Below are 18511 nucleotides of genomic sequence, written 5' to 3'. Positions count from 1 at the left end.
CTAGCGGTCAGGGATGGAGCCGGTACTCGTAGAGATCGCGGGGCTCGCCCGGCCCGAAGTAGCGATCGTCGTGTTCCGCGAACTCGAAACCGGCCTGTTTGAACAGGTTTCCGGCCGGATGGTTGTCGGGCCGGACGGTGAGGTACACGGTGTCGGCCCCCAGATCCCGGCATACGCGCAGTGTCTGGTTCAGCAGCGCACGACCGAAACCCGCGCCCTGATACCGCTTGGCCACCGCGAAGGTGAACAGCAGCGCACGACCGGACTTCTCCAGGGTGAGGGCGTAGCCGATAACGGTGCCGGCGACCTCGGCGACCAGCCATTCGGACCCGTGCAGATCGAAGAGCTGGCGCAGCATCAGGTACAGGTACGGCTCGCCGAACACCTCGGACTCGATGGCCGCGATGTCCTCGAGGTCGGCAAAGCGGGCCTGCCGGTACACCGGCTGTGGCGCCTCCGCGATATCCATGTGCTCCCTAATGCCAGGGCATAAGCCGTCCGCTACCAGCCTAGAACGTCTACTCGCCAACCGCGTCAGTGTAGAGCTCGCGCAACCGTTCCGTGATGCGCCACGTTCTATCGTCGGCATACCCGCTGACCGGTCGCCGTCACAGCAGCACCCCGAAGACTCTTGACCTCAACAATAGTTGAGGAATCAGAGTGGGTGCCGGAGCGGCGCACCGCCGCCCGGCACACCCTCTGGAGGAAACGTGGACAGCACCATCACCGCAGCATCCGGCACCGCACCCCTGCGCGTCGCGGTCATCATCGGCAGCAGCCGCGACGGCCGCTTCGCACCGGCGGTCGGCGACTGGTTCCTCGCCCGGGCCGCGCGCCGGGCGGACGTTGCACCGGTCACCGTCGATATCGCGGCCACCGAACTGCCACACGCCTTCGGCGCTCCCGCCGACGCCCTCACCGGAACCCGGGAGACATTGGGCGACGCGGACGCTTTCGTGGTCGTCACGCCGGAGTACAACCACAGCTATCCGGGCACGCTGAAGAACTTCATCGATCTGCACAATGCCGAATGGCAGGCCAAACCGGTGGGTTTCGTGAGCTACGGCGGGATCTCCGGCGGCCTGCGGGCGACCGAACACCTGCGCACGGTGTTCGCCGAACTACACGCGGTCACCGTCCGTGACACCGTCAGCTTCCACAACCCTTGGGGCCAGCGCGACGAAGCGGGCGCTCTGATCGCCGGCGCCGGCGCCGATACCGCGGCCACCACTCTGCTCGACCAGCTCGTCTGGTGGGGCGAGGCACTGCGCACCGCCCGCACGGCCCGGCCCTACGGCGGTCGATGAGCACGCCCCGGCGCATCCGGCACCGGTGACCGATACCGCGGAAGCTGTCGTCGCGCCTGGTCATACGATGCTCCGGTGACCGAATACGACCACCTCGACACCTCGACACTGCCGCAGCGCCAGCGCCGGATCCTCGCGGCGATACAGGAATGGGTGGTGCGTCACGGTTATCCGCCGAACACCCGGCAGCTCGGCGACGCGGTGGGGCTGCGGTCGTCGTCCTCGGTGTCGAGACATCTGCAGAGCCTCGAGGAGAAAGGATTCCTGCGCCGCGGGGACGGGGTCTCGCGGCCGATGGATATCCGGTTGTTCCTGAAGGCCGGGGCGGAGACGGAACCGGCCCGGGACGCGGTCGCCGTGCCGGTCGTCGGCGATATCGCCGCGGGCACACCGATACTCGCCGACGAGCACACCGATGACGTCCTCACCCTGCCCCGCGAACTCGTCGGCCGCGGCACCGTTTTCGGGCTGCGGGTACGCGGGGATTCGATGGTGGACGCCGCTATCTGCGACGGGGATATCGTCGTGGTGCGCCGCCAGCCCGACGCACAGACCGGGGAGATCGTCGCCGCGATGCTCGACGGTGAGGCGACGGTCAAGGTGTTCCGCCGCCGCGCCGGCCATGTGTACCTGGAACCGCGCAACCCGGCATATCAGGTGATCGACGGCGATCACGCGGTGGTGCTGGGCAAGGTGGTCTCGGTGATGCGGCGGATGTGAACGTGGCGGCCGCCGCCCGGTGGCACCGTGCCGATGGTGCATGATCGAACGTATGGGCGCAGACCGGGGACCGCGGGTCCCGCACAATCTCGACGATTTCCGCACCCTGGCCCGGGCCCGGCTCTCGGTGTTCCCCCGGATCGCGGTACCCGATACCGAGGGACTGCGCCGGGCCGCCGTGGTGTTGTGCGTGGTCGATACCGGTGAGTCGCTCGCGGTGCTGGTCATCAAACGTGCCTACCGGGGCCGCAACGCGGGGCAGTGGGCACTGCCCGGGGGCCGGGTCGAACCCGAGGAGACCACCGAGCAGGCCGCCCTGCGCGAACTGCACGAAGAGCTCGGGCTGACGATGGGGCCCAGCGATGTGCTCGGAACACTCGACGACTTCCCGGCCGCCTCGGGGTTCGCCATTACTCCCCTCGTCGCGACGTTGTCCGATATCACCCGGCTGCACCCGAGTCCGGACGAGGTCCATTCGGTGCACCGGGCCGGTTTCGACCGCCTCGCCGCCGACGACGCGCCGCACTGGGTGCTGCGGGACTCCGCCCGTATGGACACCACGACCCCGGCGATCGACGCGGCGCCCGGGGAGCCCGGCCTGCTGCAGATGCGCCTGGGCCCGGATATGACGATCCACGCACCCACCGGCGCCATGCTGTGGCAGTTCCGCGAAGTGGTCCTGCTGGGCAGCGACCCGAAGGCAGCCCGGGTCGCCGATTTCGCCCAGCCCGACTGGACACACCACTGATCGGTCACCACCGTGACATACCGGCACCGCGGTGGCCGGTTTCCCCGGCCGCGTCGTCACCGGGGTGGGTTCACCTCGACCCGCCCGGTCTCCCGGTCCTCGACGCCACGGCCGCGGCGGCTGCCGTCGTAGGCGGATTCCCGGAGCCGCTGTACCTGCCGGGGTAGCAGCGCCACTTCGGCGGGATGGTTCAACACCGGGTCGTAGAAATCGGTCCGGTGCTCGCCCGGATCCGCCGCACGCAGCAGCAGATGCCCGACCTTGCGACGCCCGGACCCCAGCCCGGCGACGGATACCGTGAACCCGACCTGGTGCTCGTGCACATACCGCGCCAAGGATGTCAGTGAGGTGCTCGTGGGTTGCCCGGGATCCGGCTCCGCGAGCACCCAGAGCGGACCGGAATCGCCCCACCGGTAGGGCAGCAGACTGCCGAATCTCGCACTGTCCCACCCGCGCGCGAGGGTCAGGGTCAACCGGACGGCTGCGCTCTGTCCGGTAGTGGCGAGCGCGAAATCCCACGGCTTCTCGTCGCGGTCGAGTACGCGGAAGGCGAGGCCGAGAACATCCGGAACGCCACCGGGGGTACCTACGCCTTTCGACAACCGCGCGAGCGTCGCGCGTTCACCCGCGCCGAACAACGGCTCGAATTCGGGTTCGGCGTGGAACCGGCCGGACAGCCGGACCCCGCGTGGATGGAAGAAACGGGCGTGCCGCAGCCGGGCACCGGTGTCGAACGCGCCGCGCACCAGCGCCGGAAGCGGATTCACCGAAATCCGATCAGTCATCGTCGGCCTTTCTCTTCGCAGGTTCACGCCGGCCTTCGTCTTCGACGAGCCGGCTGGACCGGGGTCCCGTCAGCAGCATGCCGCCGGCCACGGCCATAGGGCGCGGCTACCCGTGTGGGCGGCGATCACACAGGTCTTCGCCGATGGGATCACCACGGCCCACTCACCAGGGCGGCCGATGAAGACACGCCGATCTCCGGTGGTCGTATCCTCAGCCGGCGAGTATCTGGGGTGAGAGCACCTTCAACATGGCGTTGGTCCAGCGCAACTGCCGCAGGGTGCCGGGGTGACAGTGCGCGGCCAGGTCCAGCAACTCCGGTTCACGCGCCGCTTGCGCGCCCTGGGCGAGCAGTTCCCAGTCCACCGAGACACCTGCCGCGAGCTGATGCAGCCGGCGCAGGTCGCGGAGCAGTCGCAAGCCCGGGTCCGGTAGCCGGCCGACCACTCCCCGCACTCGGCGGCCCCGGGGCAGCCGGGCCCACCGATCACGACGACCGCGCCCCGCGGCCACCCCGAAACGAGGTGCGAGCGCGTCCAGTTCGCGAAGATGGTCCTGTGACCAGACCGCCAGGTCCTGAGCCGTTCGGTGGATTTCGTGCTCGGCGCGGTGCCGGATCGCGACAGCGGACAGCTCCCCGGCGAGTTCGCGTTCGGAGAACTGCAGTTCCTCGATGACGATATGCAGCCTCACCGGGCGCCTCCCGGGCCGTACGCGGTGCGCACGTCCCAAAGCTCGGCGAATCGGTCTCGAGTTTCCATACCCCGCAGTTACCCAGCGCGCCGCGGTTCATCGCGGCGGTCCCGTTCAGAGGATTCAGGCGCCCGGGCGTGCCCCCGGGGCGCTCGGGGCCGCATGCCCCGGAAGCACACAGACCGCGTCGAGCCCGAGCACATGGTTGAGGCGGCCGAAGGCGAGCCAGGACCCCAGGCACATACTCAGTTCCACGATCTCGGCCTGGCTGTAGTGCGCGGTCATCCGGGACCAGAAGTCCTCGTCGAGGTTGTGGTGGTCCAAGGCGTAGCGTTCGGCGTATTCGGCGGCCAGCCGCGCCCGGCCGTCCAGGACACTGGTATCACGCCAGTCGGCGACGGCGGCATCGAAGCCCTCTTCCACCTTCACACCGTCGCGTTCGGTGCGCCAGTCCAGGCAGAACACGCACCCGTTGATCTGGGCGATCCGCAGCCGCGCCGCCTCGAACTCACGCAGTCCGAGCGTGGTGTGCGCGTACACCGCCAACGAGAAGTTCGACGCGGCGATACCGATCCCGGGCACCATCTCGCCCCAGACGTAGCCGATCGGATCCTTACCTTCGGGGATATCAACTCTCATGACCGTTCCTTCCCAGCTTTCCCGCCGCCGGACGCAGCGGCACATCGAGCGCGTCGTAGAGGCCGGGCTCGGCCGCGACGAGCCAGTCGATCGCACCGACCAGCCGGCCCACGGCCGTGGCGTTACCGCCGGCCGCGTAGTTACCGCCCTCGTCGGTGGCTTCGACGGTGACCTCGATTCGCGGGCGCCCTTCGATGATCACCCGGTGCGTGCCCTCGCCGTTGGGCGGGGCGGGCCATTCGGGCGCGCAGGAAGGATGGATCCGGGTGATGTGCTCCACCACGATCCGGGGCTCCCCGGCCACGATCCCCTGTACCTCGAAGCGCATCGCCCCCTGGGTGCCGGCCTCGAACTTGCCCATGGTCGCGGTCTCGACGGTGGTCTCCAGGGCGAGCCGTTCCACGCTCTCCCGGACCTCGTCCAGTTCGACTCCGAGCGCCCGGGCCATGAGCCGAACCTGACCGCCCCACACCATGGTCGGGACAGTGGGCATCACCATAGGTGGCACCTGATCCATGGGCTGGCCCATCCCCACCAGGTAGCGCACGGAATCGGGCTGGTCATAGGTGGAGTAGTCGAAGATCTCCTGGCAGCGCACCACCTCGATGACGCTGCCCAGCCCGCTGACCAGCAGGGGCAGCACATCGTTGCCCCAGCCCGGGTCTATTCCGGAGACGAACAGCGAGCCGCCACCAGATCCGATCGCGGCCAGCACCGGCTCACGCATCTCGGGTGGGGCGTTGCGCTGGTCGTAGAGGGCGTAGAGCGCCGGTGTCACCACCACCGCGCCGGCGCCGATCGCGCGGACGATATCGGCGAGAGCGTCGTCGGGCCGGATTTCGCCGGAGGCGGCGTACACCACCGCGCCCGGACCGCCTGCCAGCACCACGTCGATATCGGTGGTGGCGGCGACGCCGAGTGCCCGGTCCAGTCCGGCCAGTTCGCCCGCGTCCCGGCCGGCTTTGCCGGGATCGTGGACGAGGACAGCACACAGTTCGAGTTCGGGGTGGGCGTCGACCGCCCGGATGGCGGCGCGGCCCACATTGCCGGTCCCCCAGACGACCGTCGAGATCATCGCCGGATTCTAACAAGCGCTTGGTTGTGAAAGGGGTGAATCCGGCAGCTTCGGCGGCGATGCCTCATCGGTCGCCGGGTGGCCGATATCTCCGCCGGCGGGAAGGCCACACCGGCGTGACCCCGGTATCGTTGACCTGGTGACGGAATCCCTCACGGAGACAACGGAATCCGATTTACCTTCGGTTACCCGGATGTTACTGCGCGCTGACGGATCGATGACGAGACTGCTGGAGGCCCTGGTCGGCCGCCCGCTGGCACTCGACCTCACCGATCAGCACATCGCCCTCGGCCGAGACCTCGACCCCACCGTACGCGCGGCCCTGGGCTGCGCGGATGCCGATCCCGTGGTCGTCCGCCGCTCGACCCTCATCACGAGCGACGGCGCGGCGGTCTCGTGGAACTGTGTGGCCGTGGTGGCCACCGACGACGAACTGACCGCCCTGCTCACCGACGAGCAGCTGCCCATCGGCCACAGCCTGGCCGCCGCCCGGCGCTATCTCGCGCGCACAGTGCTGGGCGCGGGCGTCACCCGGTGGCCCGTGTCCGGGGATCAGGAAGACCTGCCCTGCGCGTACAAGGAAAGCGTGCTCTGCGACCACCGGTCCACCGTCGTGGCCCATCTGCACGAGCGCTTCAACCCCGCCTACGTTCCATTGGATGTAGCCCGGTGAGAGTTCTGATCGTCGGCGCCGGGATCGGCGGACTGACGACGGCGCTGAGCCTGCACGCGGCCGGGATCGAGGCCCAGGTGATCGACCGGGTGCAGACGCTGCGCCCGCTGGGGGTCGGCATCAATCTGCTGCCCCACGCCACCGGCGCCCTGGCCGAGCTCGGACTGCACGACGCACTCGCCGCACAGGCAGTCGCCACCTCCGAACTGGTGCATTACGACAAATTCGGCAACGAGATCTGGCGGGAGCCGCGCGGAGTCGCGGCCGGGCATCCGTGGCCCCAGTATTCGGTACACCGGGGCCGGCTCCAGGCGTTACTGCTGGACGCGGTGCTCGGACGACTCGGCCCCGGCGCGGTGCGCACCGGATATTACTTCGCCACCGCAGTCCAGGAGGACCGGCGGGTACGCGTGACTGTCGAGGAGCGCGATACCGGTACCGCCGTCGAATTGACCGCGGATGCGGTGATCGGCGCCGACGGCTTGCACTCCGGCGTGCGAGCGCATCTGTATCCGGACGAAGGTCCGCCGCGATGGAACGGAATCCGGATGTGGCGCGGCGTGGCCACCGCGCCGCGATTCCTCAGCGGCACGTCGATGCTGATGGCCGGTGGCAACCACGCCGCCAAACTCGTCGCCTACCCGATCGGCACCGCCGCGCCCGGTGACGACGATGTGCTCGTCAACTGGGTCGCCGAGGTGCGGATGCCGCAGGACACACAGGGTGAGGCCGAGTGGACGCGCGCCGGGCGGCTCGACGACGTGCTGCCGCACTACCGCGGGTGGCGGATCGCGGGCCTGGACGCGGCCGCGCTACTGGCCGCCAGCGAGCCCCTGCTGGAGTATCCGATGGTGGACCGGGATCCGCTGCCGCGCTGGAGCTTCGGCCGGATCACCCTGCTCGGCGACGCCGCGCACCCGATGTATCCGGTCGGCTCCAACGGCGGCTCGCAGGCGATCCTCGACGCCCGGGCGGTCGCCGCCGGATTGGCGGGCACCGGCGATCCGGTCGCCGGGCTGGCGGCCTACGAAACGGCGCGTCGCGAACAGGCCAATGCCGTCGTGCTCGCCAACCGGGATATTCCGATGGACCGTATCCTGCGCGTCGTCGCGGAGCGGGCACCGGCGGGCTTCGATCGCATCCAGGACGTGCTGACCGATGCGGAACTGGGCGCGATCACCGAGGGATACCGCCGGACGAGCGCGATCCGGTAGCCGGGGCCGTGACGGGACCGGCTACCGCTGTCCGCACCGCTACGCGGACTCGGGGAGCTGATCCCCCTGCACCACCTGGATATCCAGATCGATCTTGACAGTGGTCCCGATCGCCGCCACTCCGGCGCGCACCACCGCGTTGTAGTCGATGGCGAAATCGTCACGGCGCAGAGTCGCTTCGGCGTGGAACGCGGCCCGTACCCCACCCCATGGATCCGGGCCGAACCCGCCGTAGGTCAACGCGAGGTCGACCGCCCGGCGCTGCCCGTGCAGGGAAAGCTCACCCGACATCACCCAGGTATCGCCGCCCGTACGGCTGAGCCCGTTGCTGATGAAGGAGATCAGCGGATAGTTCTCCACATCGAGGAAATCGCTGGACCGCAGGTGCGTATCGCGCATATCGATACCGGTATCGATGGTGGCGGCCTTGATCTCGGCATAACCGGAGGTCTGCTCGAACCGTTCGGCGATATCGAGCCGGCCGCTGACTTCGGCGAACCGCGCTTTGATACTGGAGATACCCAGATGACGCGCGGTGGCGATCACCGAGGAGTGCACCGGATCGATGGTCCACGGACCGGCCGGGGGGAGGGCGACGGCATCGACCACCGGCACGAGCGCGATCTCGCCCAGCATGCCCGATCCCGAGGACGAGATCTGCACCGCCCGCGCCGCGGGCTGATACCCGGCGGCCGTGATCACGGCCGTGTGCACACCCGGACGTACCGGCTCGGTGGACACCGCACCGTTTTCGTCGGCTACCGCGCGGCAGATCTGCCGACCGCGCATATCCGTCACGGTCAGCACCGCTTCGGGAACGGGCCAGCCGTCGGCGCCGTGGATGCGGCCGGTCACACCGGACATGAGCATCACCTTTTCACCATTCAGAGTTGATTAGCACAAGCAACTAGTTTCCGATGCCGAATATACCCACGCCACCGCACCGCCGACAGAGGTGGTGGCCTCACCGCTCGATGATGGCGAGCTCACCGCCGATCCCGACGAAGGATGTGGGCGTGAGCCCGAACATCGTCCGGAAGGTATCGCTGAAATGCGACGGCGAGGCGAAACCCGCGTCCGCGGCCGCCCGGGTCATATCGTGGCCCGCCGCATGGGAACGCGCGATACGCACCATCCGTGCCCACTGGACGTAGCGGCGGAAACTCGTCCCGGTCTGCGCGGCGAAGGTGCGCAGGAAATACGAGGTGGACAGCCCCACTCCGCGCGCACAGTCCGTGGCCCGGTAGGGAGGAGCGGGGTCGGCCCGGATCGTCGCCGCCACCGCGGCGATACGGTCGTCACGTATCGCCGGCAACGGCACGCTGGCCAGTTCGAGGATCCGTTCGATATCCGGTTCCGGATCGCGGCACAGTGCGACGAGTTCGTCCTCGTGCCGGTGGGCGTAGGGGTAGCCACCTGTCGCGGCGGTCATTCCGCCCAGGCACCGGGTCAGTCGTGCGCTGGTCGGATCGAAGAAACAGAACAGCATCCGCCCGTGGGTCTCCACCAGATGGTGGACGACCCGTGCGCGGAAAAGGAAGCTGCGTGCCGTGAGGTCCACCGATTCCCCGGCACGCACCCGGAACGGCGCGTCCACGCCGAGACCCAGCGACGGGACCGCGGTGGCATGCGGGGTCAGCCCCAGCCCGGGACCGAGATAGACGGCATGTCCCAGCCGCACCCACAGGCGCGCCGTCGTCGCGGGCGCAGCGCACGTTTCCGGAAGTGCCGACCGGGTCATACGCGCGACGATACCGGCGTGTGATCGACCAGCGGTCCGGATTCGTCACCCCACCGCGGACACTCTCAGGTAGGGCAGCGATGACCACCGATCGGATCGCGCCCACCGCGGACCGGTCTCCGGCGTTGTACGAGACCACAGTGGACAGCGCGCGGCTGTCTTACGCCGCGGCGGGCGCCGCGGACCCGTTGGTCCTGTTGCACGGGTGGCCCCAATCGCATAGGGCCTGGCGACACCAGATCGGGCCGCTCTCCGACAGCCGGCGGGTGATCGCGCCGGACTGGCTCGGCTGGGGTGATTCAGCACGCGATACCGCCCTGTCCTGCGACTACGACAGCGAGGTCGACCGGATCGCCCGAATGCTGGACGCGCTGGATCTCGACCGGGTCGGCCCTGCCGTGCGCTCGCCGAATATCCGGACAGGTATGAGTGCGCATGTCCCGGGTAGCCGCCACGTATGGAGCAGACAGGCGACCGGACCGCGGATCGAGGTAGGCGAGTTCGCCGACCGCGCGACGATGTGGGCGACGGCACGACCACGCCCGAAGGACCGGCGGACCGGCGATGACACTGCATATCGGCACCTCGGGGTGGCAGTACCGGGACTGGCGCGGCGTCCTCTATCCGGACGGCTGCCCGCAACGGCTGTGGCTGGAACACTATGCCGCGAATTTCGCGACCGTCGAGAACAACAACGCCTTCTACCGGCTACCGGCGCGCGAGACCTTCGCGGCCTGGCGCGACCGCACCCCCGCTGATTTCGTCATCGCAGTCAAGGCCAGTCGTTTCCTGACACATATGAAACGCCTGCGCGATCCCGGCGAACCAGTGGCGCGGCTGCTGCGCCACGCCGAGGGACTCGGGCCGCGGCTGGGCCCGGTTCTACTGCAACTCCCCGGGACGTTGCGGGCCGATCCGGGTCTGCTCGACACCTGCCTGCGTTGTTTCCCCGCCGATATCCGGGTGGCGGTGGAACCCCGGCACGACTCGTGGTGGTCCCCGCGTATCCGCGGGGTGCTCGAGGACAACCGGGCCGCGCTCTGCTGGGCGGATGCCGGATCACGCCCGGTGACACCGCGGTGGCGGACCACCGGCTGGGGTTATCTGCGCCTACACCGCGGGCGCGCGCGACCCCCACCTCGGTATGGTGCGCGTGCCCTGCGGACCTGGGCCGGACGGCTGACCGGGACCTGGAGCGAGGACGACGACGTATTCGTCTTCTTCAACAACGATCCCGGCGGTGCGGCCGTCCGCGACGCTGTCGCGTTCGCCGCGATCGCGACCGATATCGGTGCCACCGTGACACGCACACCCGCCACCACCGGCTCGGCACCGTCTACCCGGCCCCGGGCAGAAACCTCATGACGCCAGGGATGTTTCCGTTTCTCGCGGAGTTGTCCGGGTACAGCGCATTCGTCCGGCGCCGCGTCATTCGCGAGCCCGAACTCGCGGTGCCCATCGACGACCACAGCGTTCGGAGGAAACCATGGAGATCGGCTACAAGCTCGCCGCCGAAGGGTTCGGCCCCACCGAACTGGTCCGACAGGCCGTCCGCGCCGAGGCCGCGGGGTTCGATTTCGTCGAGATCAGCGACCATTTCCACCCGTGGCTCGATAACCAGGGCCACTCCCCCTTCGCCTGGGCCGTACTCGGTGCCATCGCGTCGGAGACCGAGCGGATCGGGCTCGCCACCGGCGTCACCTGCCCGACCGTGCGATACCACCCGGCTGTCATCGCGCAGGCGGCCGCCACGCTCGCGCTGCTCTCCGGAGGCCGCTTCACCCTGGGCGTAGGCTCCGGTGAGCGCCTCAATGAGCACATCGTCGGTGCAGGTTTCCCGGTCGATGTCGCCGGTCGCCATCAGCTGCTGCGGGAGGCGGTGGAGATCATCCGGCTGCTGTGGCGCGGCGGCTACCGGTCCTATGACGGCCGGTATCTGAAACTGTCCGACGCCCGCGTCTTCGATCTTCCCGACGAGCCGCCGCTCATCGCGGTGGCCGCGGGCGGGCGCGATGCCGCCGAACTGGCGGCGGAAGTGGGCGACGGGCTCTTCGCCACCGAACCGAAACCGGATCTGGTGGCCGGCTACGAGTCGGCCGGGGGCGGCGGCCCGCGCTACGCCGAAGTCCCCATGGCATGGGCGCCCGACGCGCATACCGCCGCCCGGGCCGCCCTGGACACCAGCCGCTGGGCGCTCACCGGTTGGAAGGTGATGAGCGAGCTGCCGAATCCGGTGAATTTCGAGGCGGCCGCCACGACGGTGCGCGAGGAGGACATTCTGGAGAAGTTCGCCTGCGGACCGGACCCGCGGCGCTACCTCGATATCGCACAGCCCTTCGTGGACGCCGGGTTCGATCATCTGGTGATGCAGAACGCCGGACCGGATCCGGACGGGTTTCTCGATTTCTACCGCGCGGAACTCGACGAACCGCTGCGCAAACTGACACCGCAAGCGGCCTGACCGGCCGGAGTCCGTGGCCCGTCACGGCCGCATCACCCACCGCGGACCGCGATTTCGCCGGATCGGTGATTCGATCGGCTGTGTCCGGGTATCGCGCCTGCCGTGAATGGCATGAGTATCAGAGAAATAGCGCAACGACCGGGACCGTTCGCCTCGCTGTACATCGACGCCGAACACGACACCGAGGACGCCGGACGGCAGCGCACCCTGCGCTGGCGGGCGCTCGCCGAGCGACTCGCCGCCGAGGGCGCTTCGGAACAGATGATCGCGCTGCTCGGCGAGGCGGTCACGGGTGATCCACCCGAACCGGGACGTACCGGCCGGGTCCTCATCGCCGACGCCGAGTCGGTACTCGTCGACAGACGGCTACCCACGCCGCCACAGCCGGAGATCGTCCGCGTATCGGCATTGCCGTACCTGCTGCCGCTCATCGAACAGGGAGCCGGCGAAGTACCGCACGCCGTGGCCGTGGTCGATCGGGTCGGCTCGGATATGTACGGAGTCGACGAGCAAGGTGAGGTGGTCGACGAATCGATCGAGGGCACCGGGCATCCCGTCCACAAGGTGCGCCACGGCGGCGGCTGGTCGCATCGTTCGATGCAGCGGCGGGTGGAGGAAACAGTGCGGCGCAACGCCGACGAGGTCGCCGGAGAACTCACCCGCGTCGCCCGGCGGGTCCATGCGGAGGTGGTGGTCGTGGCGGGTGAAGTTGCCACCCGGTCAGCGGTTCGCCGGGCACTGGGCGCCACCGGGGCGCGGGTCGTGGAAGTCGAAGCCGGGAGTCGCGCAGCGGGCTCCGACGACGCTGAACTCGACGGCGCGGTTCGCGAACTCGTCGCCGAACAGGCCGAACAGCGACGCGCGGAAGTCGTGGCACGTTTCGACAAGGCGCACGGCCGCGACGAGGGGCTGGCCGTCACCGGATTGTCCGGGACGGTCTCCGCGCTCTTGGCGTCCAACGCGGAGAATCTGCTGATCAATTCCGCCGCGCTGGGCGATCGCACCGTCCGCCTGCCCGCCGAACCGCTGCGGGACCCGGCCGCGCTCGGTGCGCTCCGGAGTGCCACCGGCGCGACCTGCCGAGCCGACGAGGCGCTGCCGGTGGCCGCGCTGGTCCGCGGCGGCACGGTCACCCCGGTCGGCGAGCAGGCCGCACCGCCGGAAGGAGTGGGCGCCCTGCTGCGCTACGCCTGACCACATACCGCTCGAATCGAGACAGGAGCAATGTCATGGAACGAGGTAGCAGCAAACACGGCCCGGCCCGCGACGACCAGCTGGCGCACGAATTGCAGGGCACCCTGCGCGGCAACAGGTCCAGCCGGGTGGAGGAATGGCGTGACCCGGAATCGCCCGCCGACGACGATCTCCTGGTGCACGAACGGGTGGACCGGACCGAGCGCCACGACAGGCCCTAGTCCGCCCGCCGGGATAGTCCGCGAACAGCGGCGGCGAACCCCTCGGGACAGGCCGGGCATTCCGTCGCGGCGACCACCGACCGGCACGCCACTGTCCGGTTCGGTGAGTTGCGCGACAAGCACTGTCGCGCGATATCCGGCCGAAAACCGTCTCCGAACGACAGAACCGGCCGCCCGTATCGGGCGGCCGGTTCGCGGTGTGACGGGACGCTTTCCCGCGAACTCGTCCCGGCTGCCTTCTGGAGTCCGGCCCGGTCACCCGGCGGGCGGCGGCTCCGGTCAGGACGGCATCTCGGTGGCCTGCGCGGTATCGATCACGCCGAAGGTCTCGCCCTGCGGGGCGGTGAGCACACCCATCCTGCCGAACGGGCTGTCATCGGGACCCATCAGCAGCGTCGCGCCCAGACCGGTCGCCGAGGCGAGGATCGCGTCGGTGTCCTCCACCTGGAACCAGGCCAGCCAGTACGACGGTCCGGCACCGGGATTCTTGGTGGAGTCGTTGAGACCGCCGACCGGTTCACCGTCCGGGGTGAGAGCGAAGGTCGCGTAGTCGACGTTCACCCCGTCACCGATCTCGGTGAACGTCCAGCCGAAAACCTGCGAGTAGAACTCCTGCGCCCGCTGGTAACCGTCGGTGTGCAGCTCATTCCAGCAGTAGGCCCCGGGTTCGTTGTAGATCCCGGCGCCTGCATGCCGTTTCGCCTGCCATACACCGAATGCCGCGCCGGTGGGGTCGGTGGCGACGAGCATCCGTCCGACGTCCAGCACATCGAAGGGGGCGGCCAGGACGGTGCCGCCGGCGGCCACGATCGCGGCCGAGGTGTCGTCGGCGTTCTCGGTGGCGATGTAGGTCGTCCACACCGACGGCATGGTGGGCCCGGGTGGTTTGGGGCCGATCCCCGCCGCCGGGTGGCCGTTGCGCAACGCCATCAGGTAGCCACCGGCCTCCGGCGCGCTCTCGGCGATCTCCCAGCCGAACAGCGCGCGGTAGAACTCACGGGCCCGGTTCGTATCGTCGACCTGGCAGTCGGCCCAGCACGGGGTGCCGGCCGGCCAAGGGGTTTCACGTATCGGCATTGCGTGTCCTCCGTGTTCCGTTTCGGGTTCGCACGAGCGATTACGGGGCGTTGCGGCGGATGGGACAGAGCCGGATGAGAAAGACGCAATACGGCCGCGGGATCGTTGGCCACTCCACGGCCGTGGTGAGCCAACGGTATCCACCGGAGGATAGGCGGGCAACCACCTGGCAATGTATTCGCCCGGCGCCGATATCCGGAGCCCCGATTGCCTATATCGTGAGCCTATGCTCATAATGTGAATCCACTGTGTCCTGCGTCACGGGTTCCGTGCCGCCAGCACGAGCGCAACGCCGGGCCGGTGCGACTCGATGGGATATGCACATGTCAGACCAAGCAACGATGATCAATACGGGCGCCGCGGTACTCGCGGTAGTCGTGCTGATCATCCGATTCAAGATCAACCCGGCGGTATCGCTGGTCATCGGCTCGGCCTATCTGGGACTCTCCGCGGGCCTGGGCACCGAGAAGACGGTCGAAACGATCGCCACCGGTTTCGGCGACATCATGGCCGAGGTCGGGCTGCTGATCGCTTTCGGCGTCCTGACCGGCGCGATGCTGCAGGAAACCGGGGCCATCGAACGCCTCGTACAGACCCTTGTCCGGGTTTTCGGCGTCAACCGGATGCCGTACGCGCTCTCGCTCACCGTCGCCACCGCACTCCAGTCGATCTACCTGGACGTACTGCTGGTCATCTCGGCGCCGCTCGCACGATCCACCGCCGCCAAGATGAACAGGAAGGGCACTGCCCGGATGGCCACGGCACTGGCGATCGGTGGCGAATGCGGCATCGTGCTCACGGTGCCCGGCGTCGGCGCGCTGGCCCTGGCCGGCCTCCTCGGCGTACCGCTGGGCAAGATGCTGCTGTTCGGCCTCGTCCTGGTGATCCCCACGGTCACCATCGCGGTCGCCGTGATGTGCTTTCTGTTCGACCGCGGCTGGTGGAACGAGGAACGCGACGAACAGCCCTACCCCGGCGAGGAACAGTCCGACTCCGTGGGCGTACAGCCGGTTCCGGGCACCGGAGAATCAGAATCCGGATCCGCACCCGGCACCGGCGGAGTAGCCGTCGTCGCGCCCGCGCAGACCGCGGTCCGCACCCCGCTGCCACTACTGCTGGCGCCGCTGCTCACCGCGCTGCTGCTCATCGCCGCCGGCGCCGTCCTGGAGGTCGCCGAGATCCACCATCCGATGATCGCGTTCCTCTCGACCCCGGTCATCGCTCTGCTGATCGGGCTGGTCGGCACGAGCGTCGTGGGCCGCCGCAGTATCGGCATCGACCGGATCCAGCGCAGTATCGCGACCGGGTTCCAGGAGAGCGGGCAGATCCTCATCCTGACCGGCGTCGGCGGATCACTGGCCGCCACCGTCGCGGCAACCGGTCTCGGCGATATCCTCGGCGACTACTTCACCGCGAGTACCGCGGCGCCCCTGCTGATGGTCTGGGCGATCGCGGCCGTACTGCATATCGCGGTCGGCTCGGTGACGATCTCGGCGATCACCGCGGCGGGCATCCTGGCCCCGGTGGCACCGGCGCTCGGTATCGACCCGGTGCTGATCGCCCTGGCCGCGGGCGCTGGATCCCTGTTCGCCGTGCACGTCACGAGCAACACCTTCTGGCTGCTGCAATCACTGATGGGGCAGACGACGCGCGGCACGCTGAAAACGTGCTCGGTGGGGGTCTCGATCGCCTCGGTGGTGGCGATCCTGCTCATCATGCCGCTGAGCCTGGTCCTGTGAACCTCGGAAACGATAGGGAAGATATGCGCAACGAGCCCGTTCGACCGCTCGCCGGGATCCGGGTCCTGGAACTCGGCAACTACATCGCAGCCCCGACCGCCGGCCGGATGCTGGCCGACTTCGGTGCCGAAGTGATCAAGGTCGAGCGTCCGGTGACCGGTGACGAGTTGCGCCGCTGGCGTCTGTACGACGGCGAGACCTCCATGCTCTACCGCACCGTCAACCGCAACAAGAAATCCATCGTCGTGGACCTGCGCACGGAGGCGGGCCGGGCCCTGATACTCGACCTCGTCCGCGAATGCGATGTACTGCTGGAGAATTTCCGGCCCGGGACACTGGAGCGATGGGGGCTGGGCCCCGAGGCACTGCAGGAAGCCAATCCGGACGTGGTGATCACCCGCATCTCCGCGTACGGGCAGACCGGACCGCGGGCCGCCCGGCCCGGTTTCGCGGCGGTGGCCGAAGCGGTCGGCGGGCTGCGCGAACTCATCGGTGATCCGGACCGGCCGCCGGTACGCACCGGTATCTCCATCGGCGATTCGATCGCCGGTATCTACGCCGCGTTCGGCACCGTGATGGCGCTGTTCCAGCGGGCCCGCAGCGATGCTCCGGTGCCCTTGGCGGAACGCATCATCGATGTGGCACTCAACGAGTCGATCCTGTCGGTCATGGAATCGCTGGTGCCCGACTATCTCGCCTACGGGGTGAAACGCGAACGCGTGGGTGGCCGGATGGAGGGTATCGCGCCCAGTAACGCCTATCCGTGCGGCGACGGCGCCAGCATCATCATCGCGGGCAACGGAGATGCCATCTTCCAGCGCTATATGGAGACGATCGGCCGACCGGATCTGGGCGCCGACCCGGATCTGCGCGACAATGCCGGCCGCTGGGCCCGCCGCGACGAACTGGATGCCGCGATCGCCGGCTGGACGATCCGGCACACCCGGGACGAGGCACTGGAGATCCTCGACGCGGCCGGGGTACCGTCGGGCCCGATCTATACCGCGGCCGATATCTGCGCCGACGAGCAGTACGCCGCGCGGAACATGATCCAGCGGTTCGAGGTGGACACCGGCGCGGCGGAACCGGCCACGGTGGGATTCCCCGGCATCGTCCCGGTGATCGGCGAGGCCTCGTTACCGATCCGTACAATCGGCCCCGACCTGGGTGCGCACACGCGCGAAGTACTCGCCACGGTACTGCGCCTCACCGATGACGAAATCGACGCCGTCACAGGCACTTCGGAGACAGAGGTTACGGTATGACCTTCACCTACACACCCACGGCGCAACTACGCGACGTGACACTGCGCGACGGGCTGCAGCTCACCGGCAAACCGCTGGACACCGAACGCAAGGTGGCGCTGGCCCGCGACCTGCTCGCGCTCGGTGTGCCGGAGCTCGAGATCGGTTCCATGGCGCGCCCGGACCTGGTCCCGCCGCTGGCCGATACGCTCGAGGTCATCGCGGCACTGACACCGGAGGAACTCGCGAAATGCTGGGTGTGGGTGGCCACACCGCGTCATGTGGAGAAGGCGGCCGCGGCGGGGGCGCGTAATTTCCAGTACTGCCTGTCGGCGTCGGATTCGCACAACCAGGCCAATATCGGCCGCAGCACCGAGGACAGCGTCGCCGCCATGCCGGCGGCGATCGAACTCGCCCGCGACAGTGGTGGCACCATCCAGCTGTGTATCGCGACCGCGTTCACCTGCCCGTTCGAAGGCGTTGTCGATCCCGCGCGGGTACTCGGTATCGCCGCGGATCCACGCACCGACGGTGCCGCCGATATCGTCGTCGCCGATACCCTCGGCCAGGCGGTACCGGCACAGGTACGCCAGCTGATCCAGGCGGTTCGCACGAGCACGCCGCCGCGCCGGATCGTCTATCACGGCCACGACACGTGGGGTCTGGGTGTGGCGAATACGCTGACGGCCATCGATGCGGGCGCGACGCTGGTGGACGGTTCGCTGGGCGGACTGGGTGGCTGCCCGTTCGCGCCCGGCGCGAGCGGTAACACCGCCACCGAAGACCTGCTGTTCGCCACCCGGCCGGACTGGCTCACCCCCGCTGTGCTGGCGACCGTGGTCGAAACCGGGGCGGCGCTGCTCGCCGATCTGGGCGAGCCCAACCGTTCCAAGACCGCCCAGGGCGCGCACTCGGAGGCCCGTGCCTTCGACTGGGTGATCGGCGCGCAGTCGTGACGGCCGCGGATTTCCTCGTCACCACT

Annotated in this window: 20 protein-coding genes and 1 pseudogene; 13 read left to right on the top strand and 8 right to left on the bottom strand. The window is 68.8% G+C overall.

The features are described 5' to 3' along the window. Positions 1-7: 7 nt before the first annotated feature. Entirely contained in the window at positions 8-469 is a 462-nt protein-coding gene (locus IEY68_RS19050) for a GNAT family N-acetyltransferase (RefSeq protein WP_058853706.1), read from the bottom strand. 241 nt (positions 470-710) lie between these two features. On the opposite strand from IEY68_RS19050, the gene IEY68_RS19045 reads away from it, so the two are divergent. The 3 genes from IEY68_RS19045 (at position 711) to IEY68_RS19035 (ending at position 2775) form a co-directional block, all read left to right on the top strand. After that, positions 711-1307, top strand: coding sequence for an NADPH-dependent FMN reductase (locus tag IEY68_RS19045; RefSeq protein ID WP_058853705.1), 597 nt, complete (start codon positions 711-713; stop codon positions 1305-1307). 75 nt (positions 1308-1382) lie between these two features. Beyond that, the gene (gene lexA / locus IEY68_RS19040; RefSeq protein WP_058853704.1) at positions 1383-2027 is read left to right on the top strand and encodes a transcriptional repressor LexA; all 645 of its coding nucleotides are present in this window, start codon (positions 1383-1385) and stop codon (positions 2025-2027) included. A gap of 52 nt (positions 2028-2079) precedes the next feature. Beyond that, positions 2080-2775 carry an NUDIX hydrolase gene (locus tag IEY68_RS19035; protein ID WP_058853798.1) on the top strand — a complete coding sequence of 232 codons (696 nt, stop codon included), beginning with the start codon at positions 2080-2082 and terminating at the stop codon, positions 2773-2775. A gap of 56 nt (positions 2776-2831) precedes the next feature. Here IEY68_RS19035 and IEY68_RS19030 read toward each other — a convergent pair whose 3' ends face one another. The 4 genes from IEY68_RS19030 to IEY68_RS19015 all read right to left on the bottom strand — a co-directional run bounded on the left by IEY68_RS19030 (position 2832) and on the right by IEY68_RS19015 (position 5965). Next, on the bottom strand, positions 2832-3560 hold the full coding sequence (locus tag IEY68_RS19030) for a hypothetical protein (protein ID WP_058853703.1): 729 nt from the start codon (positions 3558-3560) through the stop codon (positions 2832-2834). Positions 3561-3771: 211 nt separating this feature from the next. After that, entirely contained in the window at positions 3772-4251 is a 480-nt protein-coding gene (locus IEY68_RS19025; protein ID WP_058853702.1) for a hypothetical protein, read from the bottom strand. Between the two features lie 123 nt (positions 4252-4374). Continuing rightward, positions 4375-4890 carry a carboxymuconolactone decarboxylase family protein gene (locus IEY68_RS19020; protein WP_058853701.1) on the bottom strand — a complete coding sequence of 172 codons (516 nt, stop codon included), beginning with the start codon at positions 4888-4890 and terminating at the stop codon, positions 4375-4377. Beyond that, positions 4880-5965 carry an NAD(P)H-dependent amine dehydrogenase family protein gene (locus tag IEY68_RS19015; RefSeq protein ID WP_058853700.1) on the bottom strand — a complete coding sequence of 362 codons (1086 nt, stop codon included), beginning with the start codon at positions 5963-5965 and terminating at the stop codon, positions 4880-4882. The genes IEY68_RS19020 and IEY68_RS19015 overlap by 11 nt, the downstream gene beginning before the upstream one ends. Before the next feature lie 193 nt (positions 5966-6158). Here IEY68_RS19015 and IEY68_RS19010 point away from each other — a divergent pair, with 193 nt between their 5' ends. Then, positions 6159-6638 carry a chorismate--pyruvate lyase family protein gene (locus tag IEY68_RS19010; RefSeq protein WP_058853699.1) on the top strand — a complete coding sequence of 160 codons (480 nt, stop codon included), beginning with the start codon at positions 6159-6161 and terminating at the stop codon, positions 6636-6638. Next, on the top strand, positions 6635-7852 hold the full coding sequence (locus tag IEY68_RS19005) for a flavin-dependent oxidoreductase (RefSeq protein WP_058853698.1): 1218 nt from the start codon (positions 6635-6637) through the stop codon (positions 7850-7852). Before IEY68_RS19010 ends, IEY68_RS19005 begins: the two co-directional genes overlap by 4 nt. Positions 7853-7891: 39 nt before the next feature. On the opposite strand, the gene IEY68_RS19000 is transcribed toward IEY68_RS19005, so the two are convergent. Together IEY68_RS19000 and IEY68_RS18995 are read right to left on the bottom strand one after the other, a co-directional pair. Next, positions 7892-8716 (bottom strand): YceI family protein, encoded by an 825-nt coding sequence (locus tag IEY68_RS19000; protein WP_058853797.1) that lies wholly within the window; start codon positions 8714-8716, stop codon positions 7892-7894. Positions 8717-8816: 100 nt separating this feature from the next. After that, a complete protein-coding gene (locus IEY68_RS18995; RefSeq protein ID WP_058853697.1) occupies positions 8817-9593 on the bottom strand; it encodes an AraC family transcriptional regulator in 777 nt (258 codons plus the stop codon). A gap of 80 nt (positions 9594-9673) precedes the next feature. Here IEY68_RS18995 and IEY68_RS18990 point away from each other — a divergent pair. The 5 genes and pseudogenes from IEY68_RS18990 to IEY68_RS18970 all read left to right on the top strand — a co-directional run. Continuing rightward, positions 9674-9973 (top strand): annotated as a pseudogene (locus tag IEY68_RS18990) (alpha/beta fold hydrolase); the annotation flags it as partial. A gap of 184 nt (positions 9974-10157) precedes the next feature. Next, a complete protein-coding gene (locus IEY68_RS18985) occupies positions 10158-10958 on the top strand; it encodes a DUF72 domain-containing protein (protein WP_058853696.1) in 801 nt (266 codons plus the stop codon). A gap of 121 nt (positions 10959-11079) precedes the next feature. Continuing rightward, positions 11080-12054 carry a TIGR03557 family F420-dependent LLM class oxidoreductase gene (locus IEY68_RS18980; RefSeq protein WP_058853695.1) on the top strand — a complete coding sequence of 325 codons (975 nt, stop codon included), beginning with the start codon at positions 11080-11082 and terminating at the stop codon, positions 12052-12054. 111 nt (positions 12055-12165) lie between these two features. Continuing rightward, the gene (locus IEY68_RS18975; protein ID WP_062998632.1) at positions 12166-13248 is read left to right on the top strand and encodes an Rv2629 family ribosome hibernation factor; all 1083 of its coding nucleotides are present in this window, start codon (positions 12166-12168) and stop codon (positions 13246-13248) included. A 35-nt stretch (positions 13249-13283) separates the two neighbouring features. Continuing rightward, the gene (locus IEY68_RS18970) at positions 13284-13469 is read left to right on the top strand and encodes a hypothetical protein (RefSeq protein WP_058853693.1); all 186 of its coding nucleotides are present in this window, start codon (positions 13284-13286) and stop codon (positions 13467-13469) included. Between the two features lie 279 nt (positions 13470-13748). On the opposite strand, the gene IEY68_RS18965 is transcribed toward IEY68_RS18970, so the two are convergent. Continuing rightward, positions 13749-14546: a VOC family protein gene (locus IEY68_RS18965; RefSeq protein WP_058853692.1), complete on the bottom strand. Its 798-nt coding sequence runs from the start codon at positions 14544-14546 to the stop codon at positions 13749-13751. 323 nt (positions 14547-14869) lie between these two features. Between IEY68_RS18965 and IEY68_RS18960 the strand changes: the two genes are divergently transcribed. From IEY68_RS18960 to IEY68_RS18950, 3 genes are read left to right on the top strand one after another with little or no spacing between them, the layout of a single operon-like run. Continuing rightward, positions 14870-16285, top strand: coding sequence for a GntP family permease (locus IEY68_RS18960; RefSeq protein ID WP_058853691.1), 1416 nt, complete (start codon positions 14870-14872; stop codon positions 16283-16285). A 23-nt stretch (positions 16286-16308) separates the two neighbouring features. Next, complete coding sequence (locus tag IEY68_RS18955) at positions 16309-17550, top strand: CaiB/BaiF CoA transferase family protein (protein ID WP_058853690.1); 1242 nt, start codon at positions 16309-16311, stop codon at positions 17548-17550. Then, positions 17547-18485 (top strand): hydroxymethylglutaryl-CoA lyase, encoded by a 939-nt coding sequence (locus tag IEY68_RS18950; protein WP_058853689.1) that lies wholly within the window; start codon positions 17547-17549, stop codon positions 18483-18485. Before IEY68_RS18955 ends, IEY68_RS18950 begins: the two co-directional genes overlap by 4 nt. The last annotated feature ends 26 nt before the right edge of the window (positions 18486-18511 follow it).

The organism is Nocardia jinanensis (assembly GCF_014645735.1).
Classification (GTDB): Bacteria; Actinomycetota; Actinomycetes; order Mycobacteriales; family Mycobacteriaceae; genus Nocardia; species Nocardia jinanensis.
Note: the sequence above shows the minus strand (reverse complement) of the source record. Positions and strands in the feature narration are given on the sequence as shown.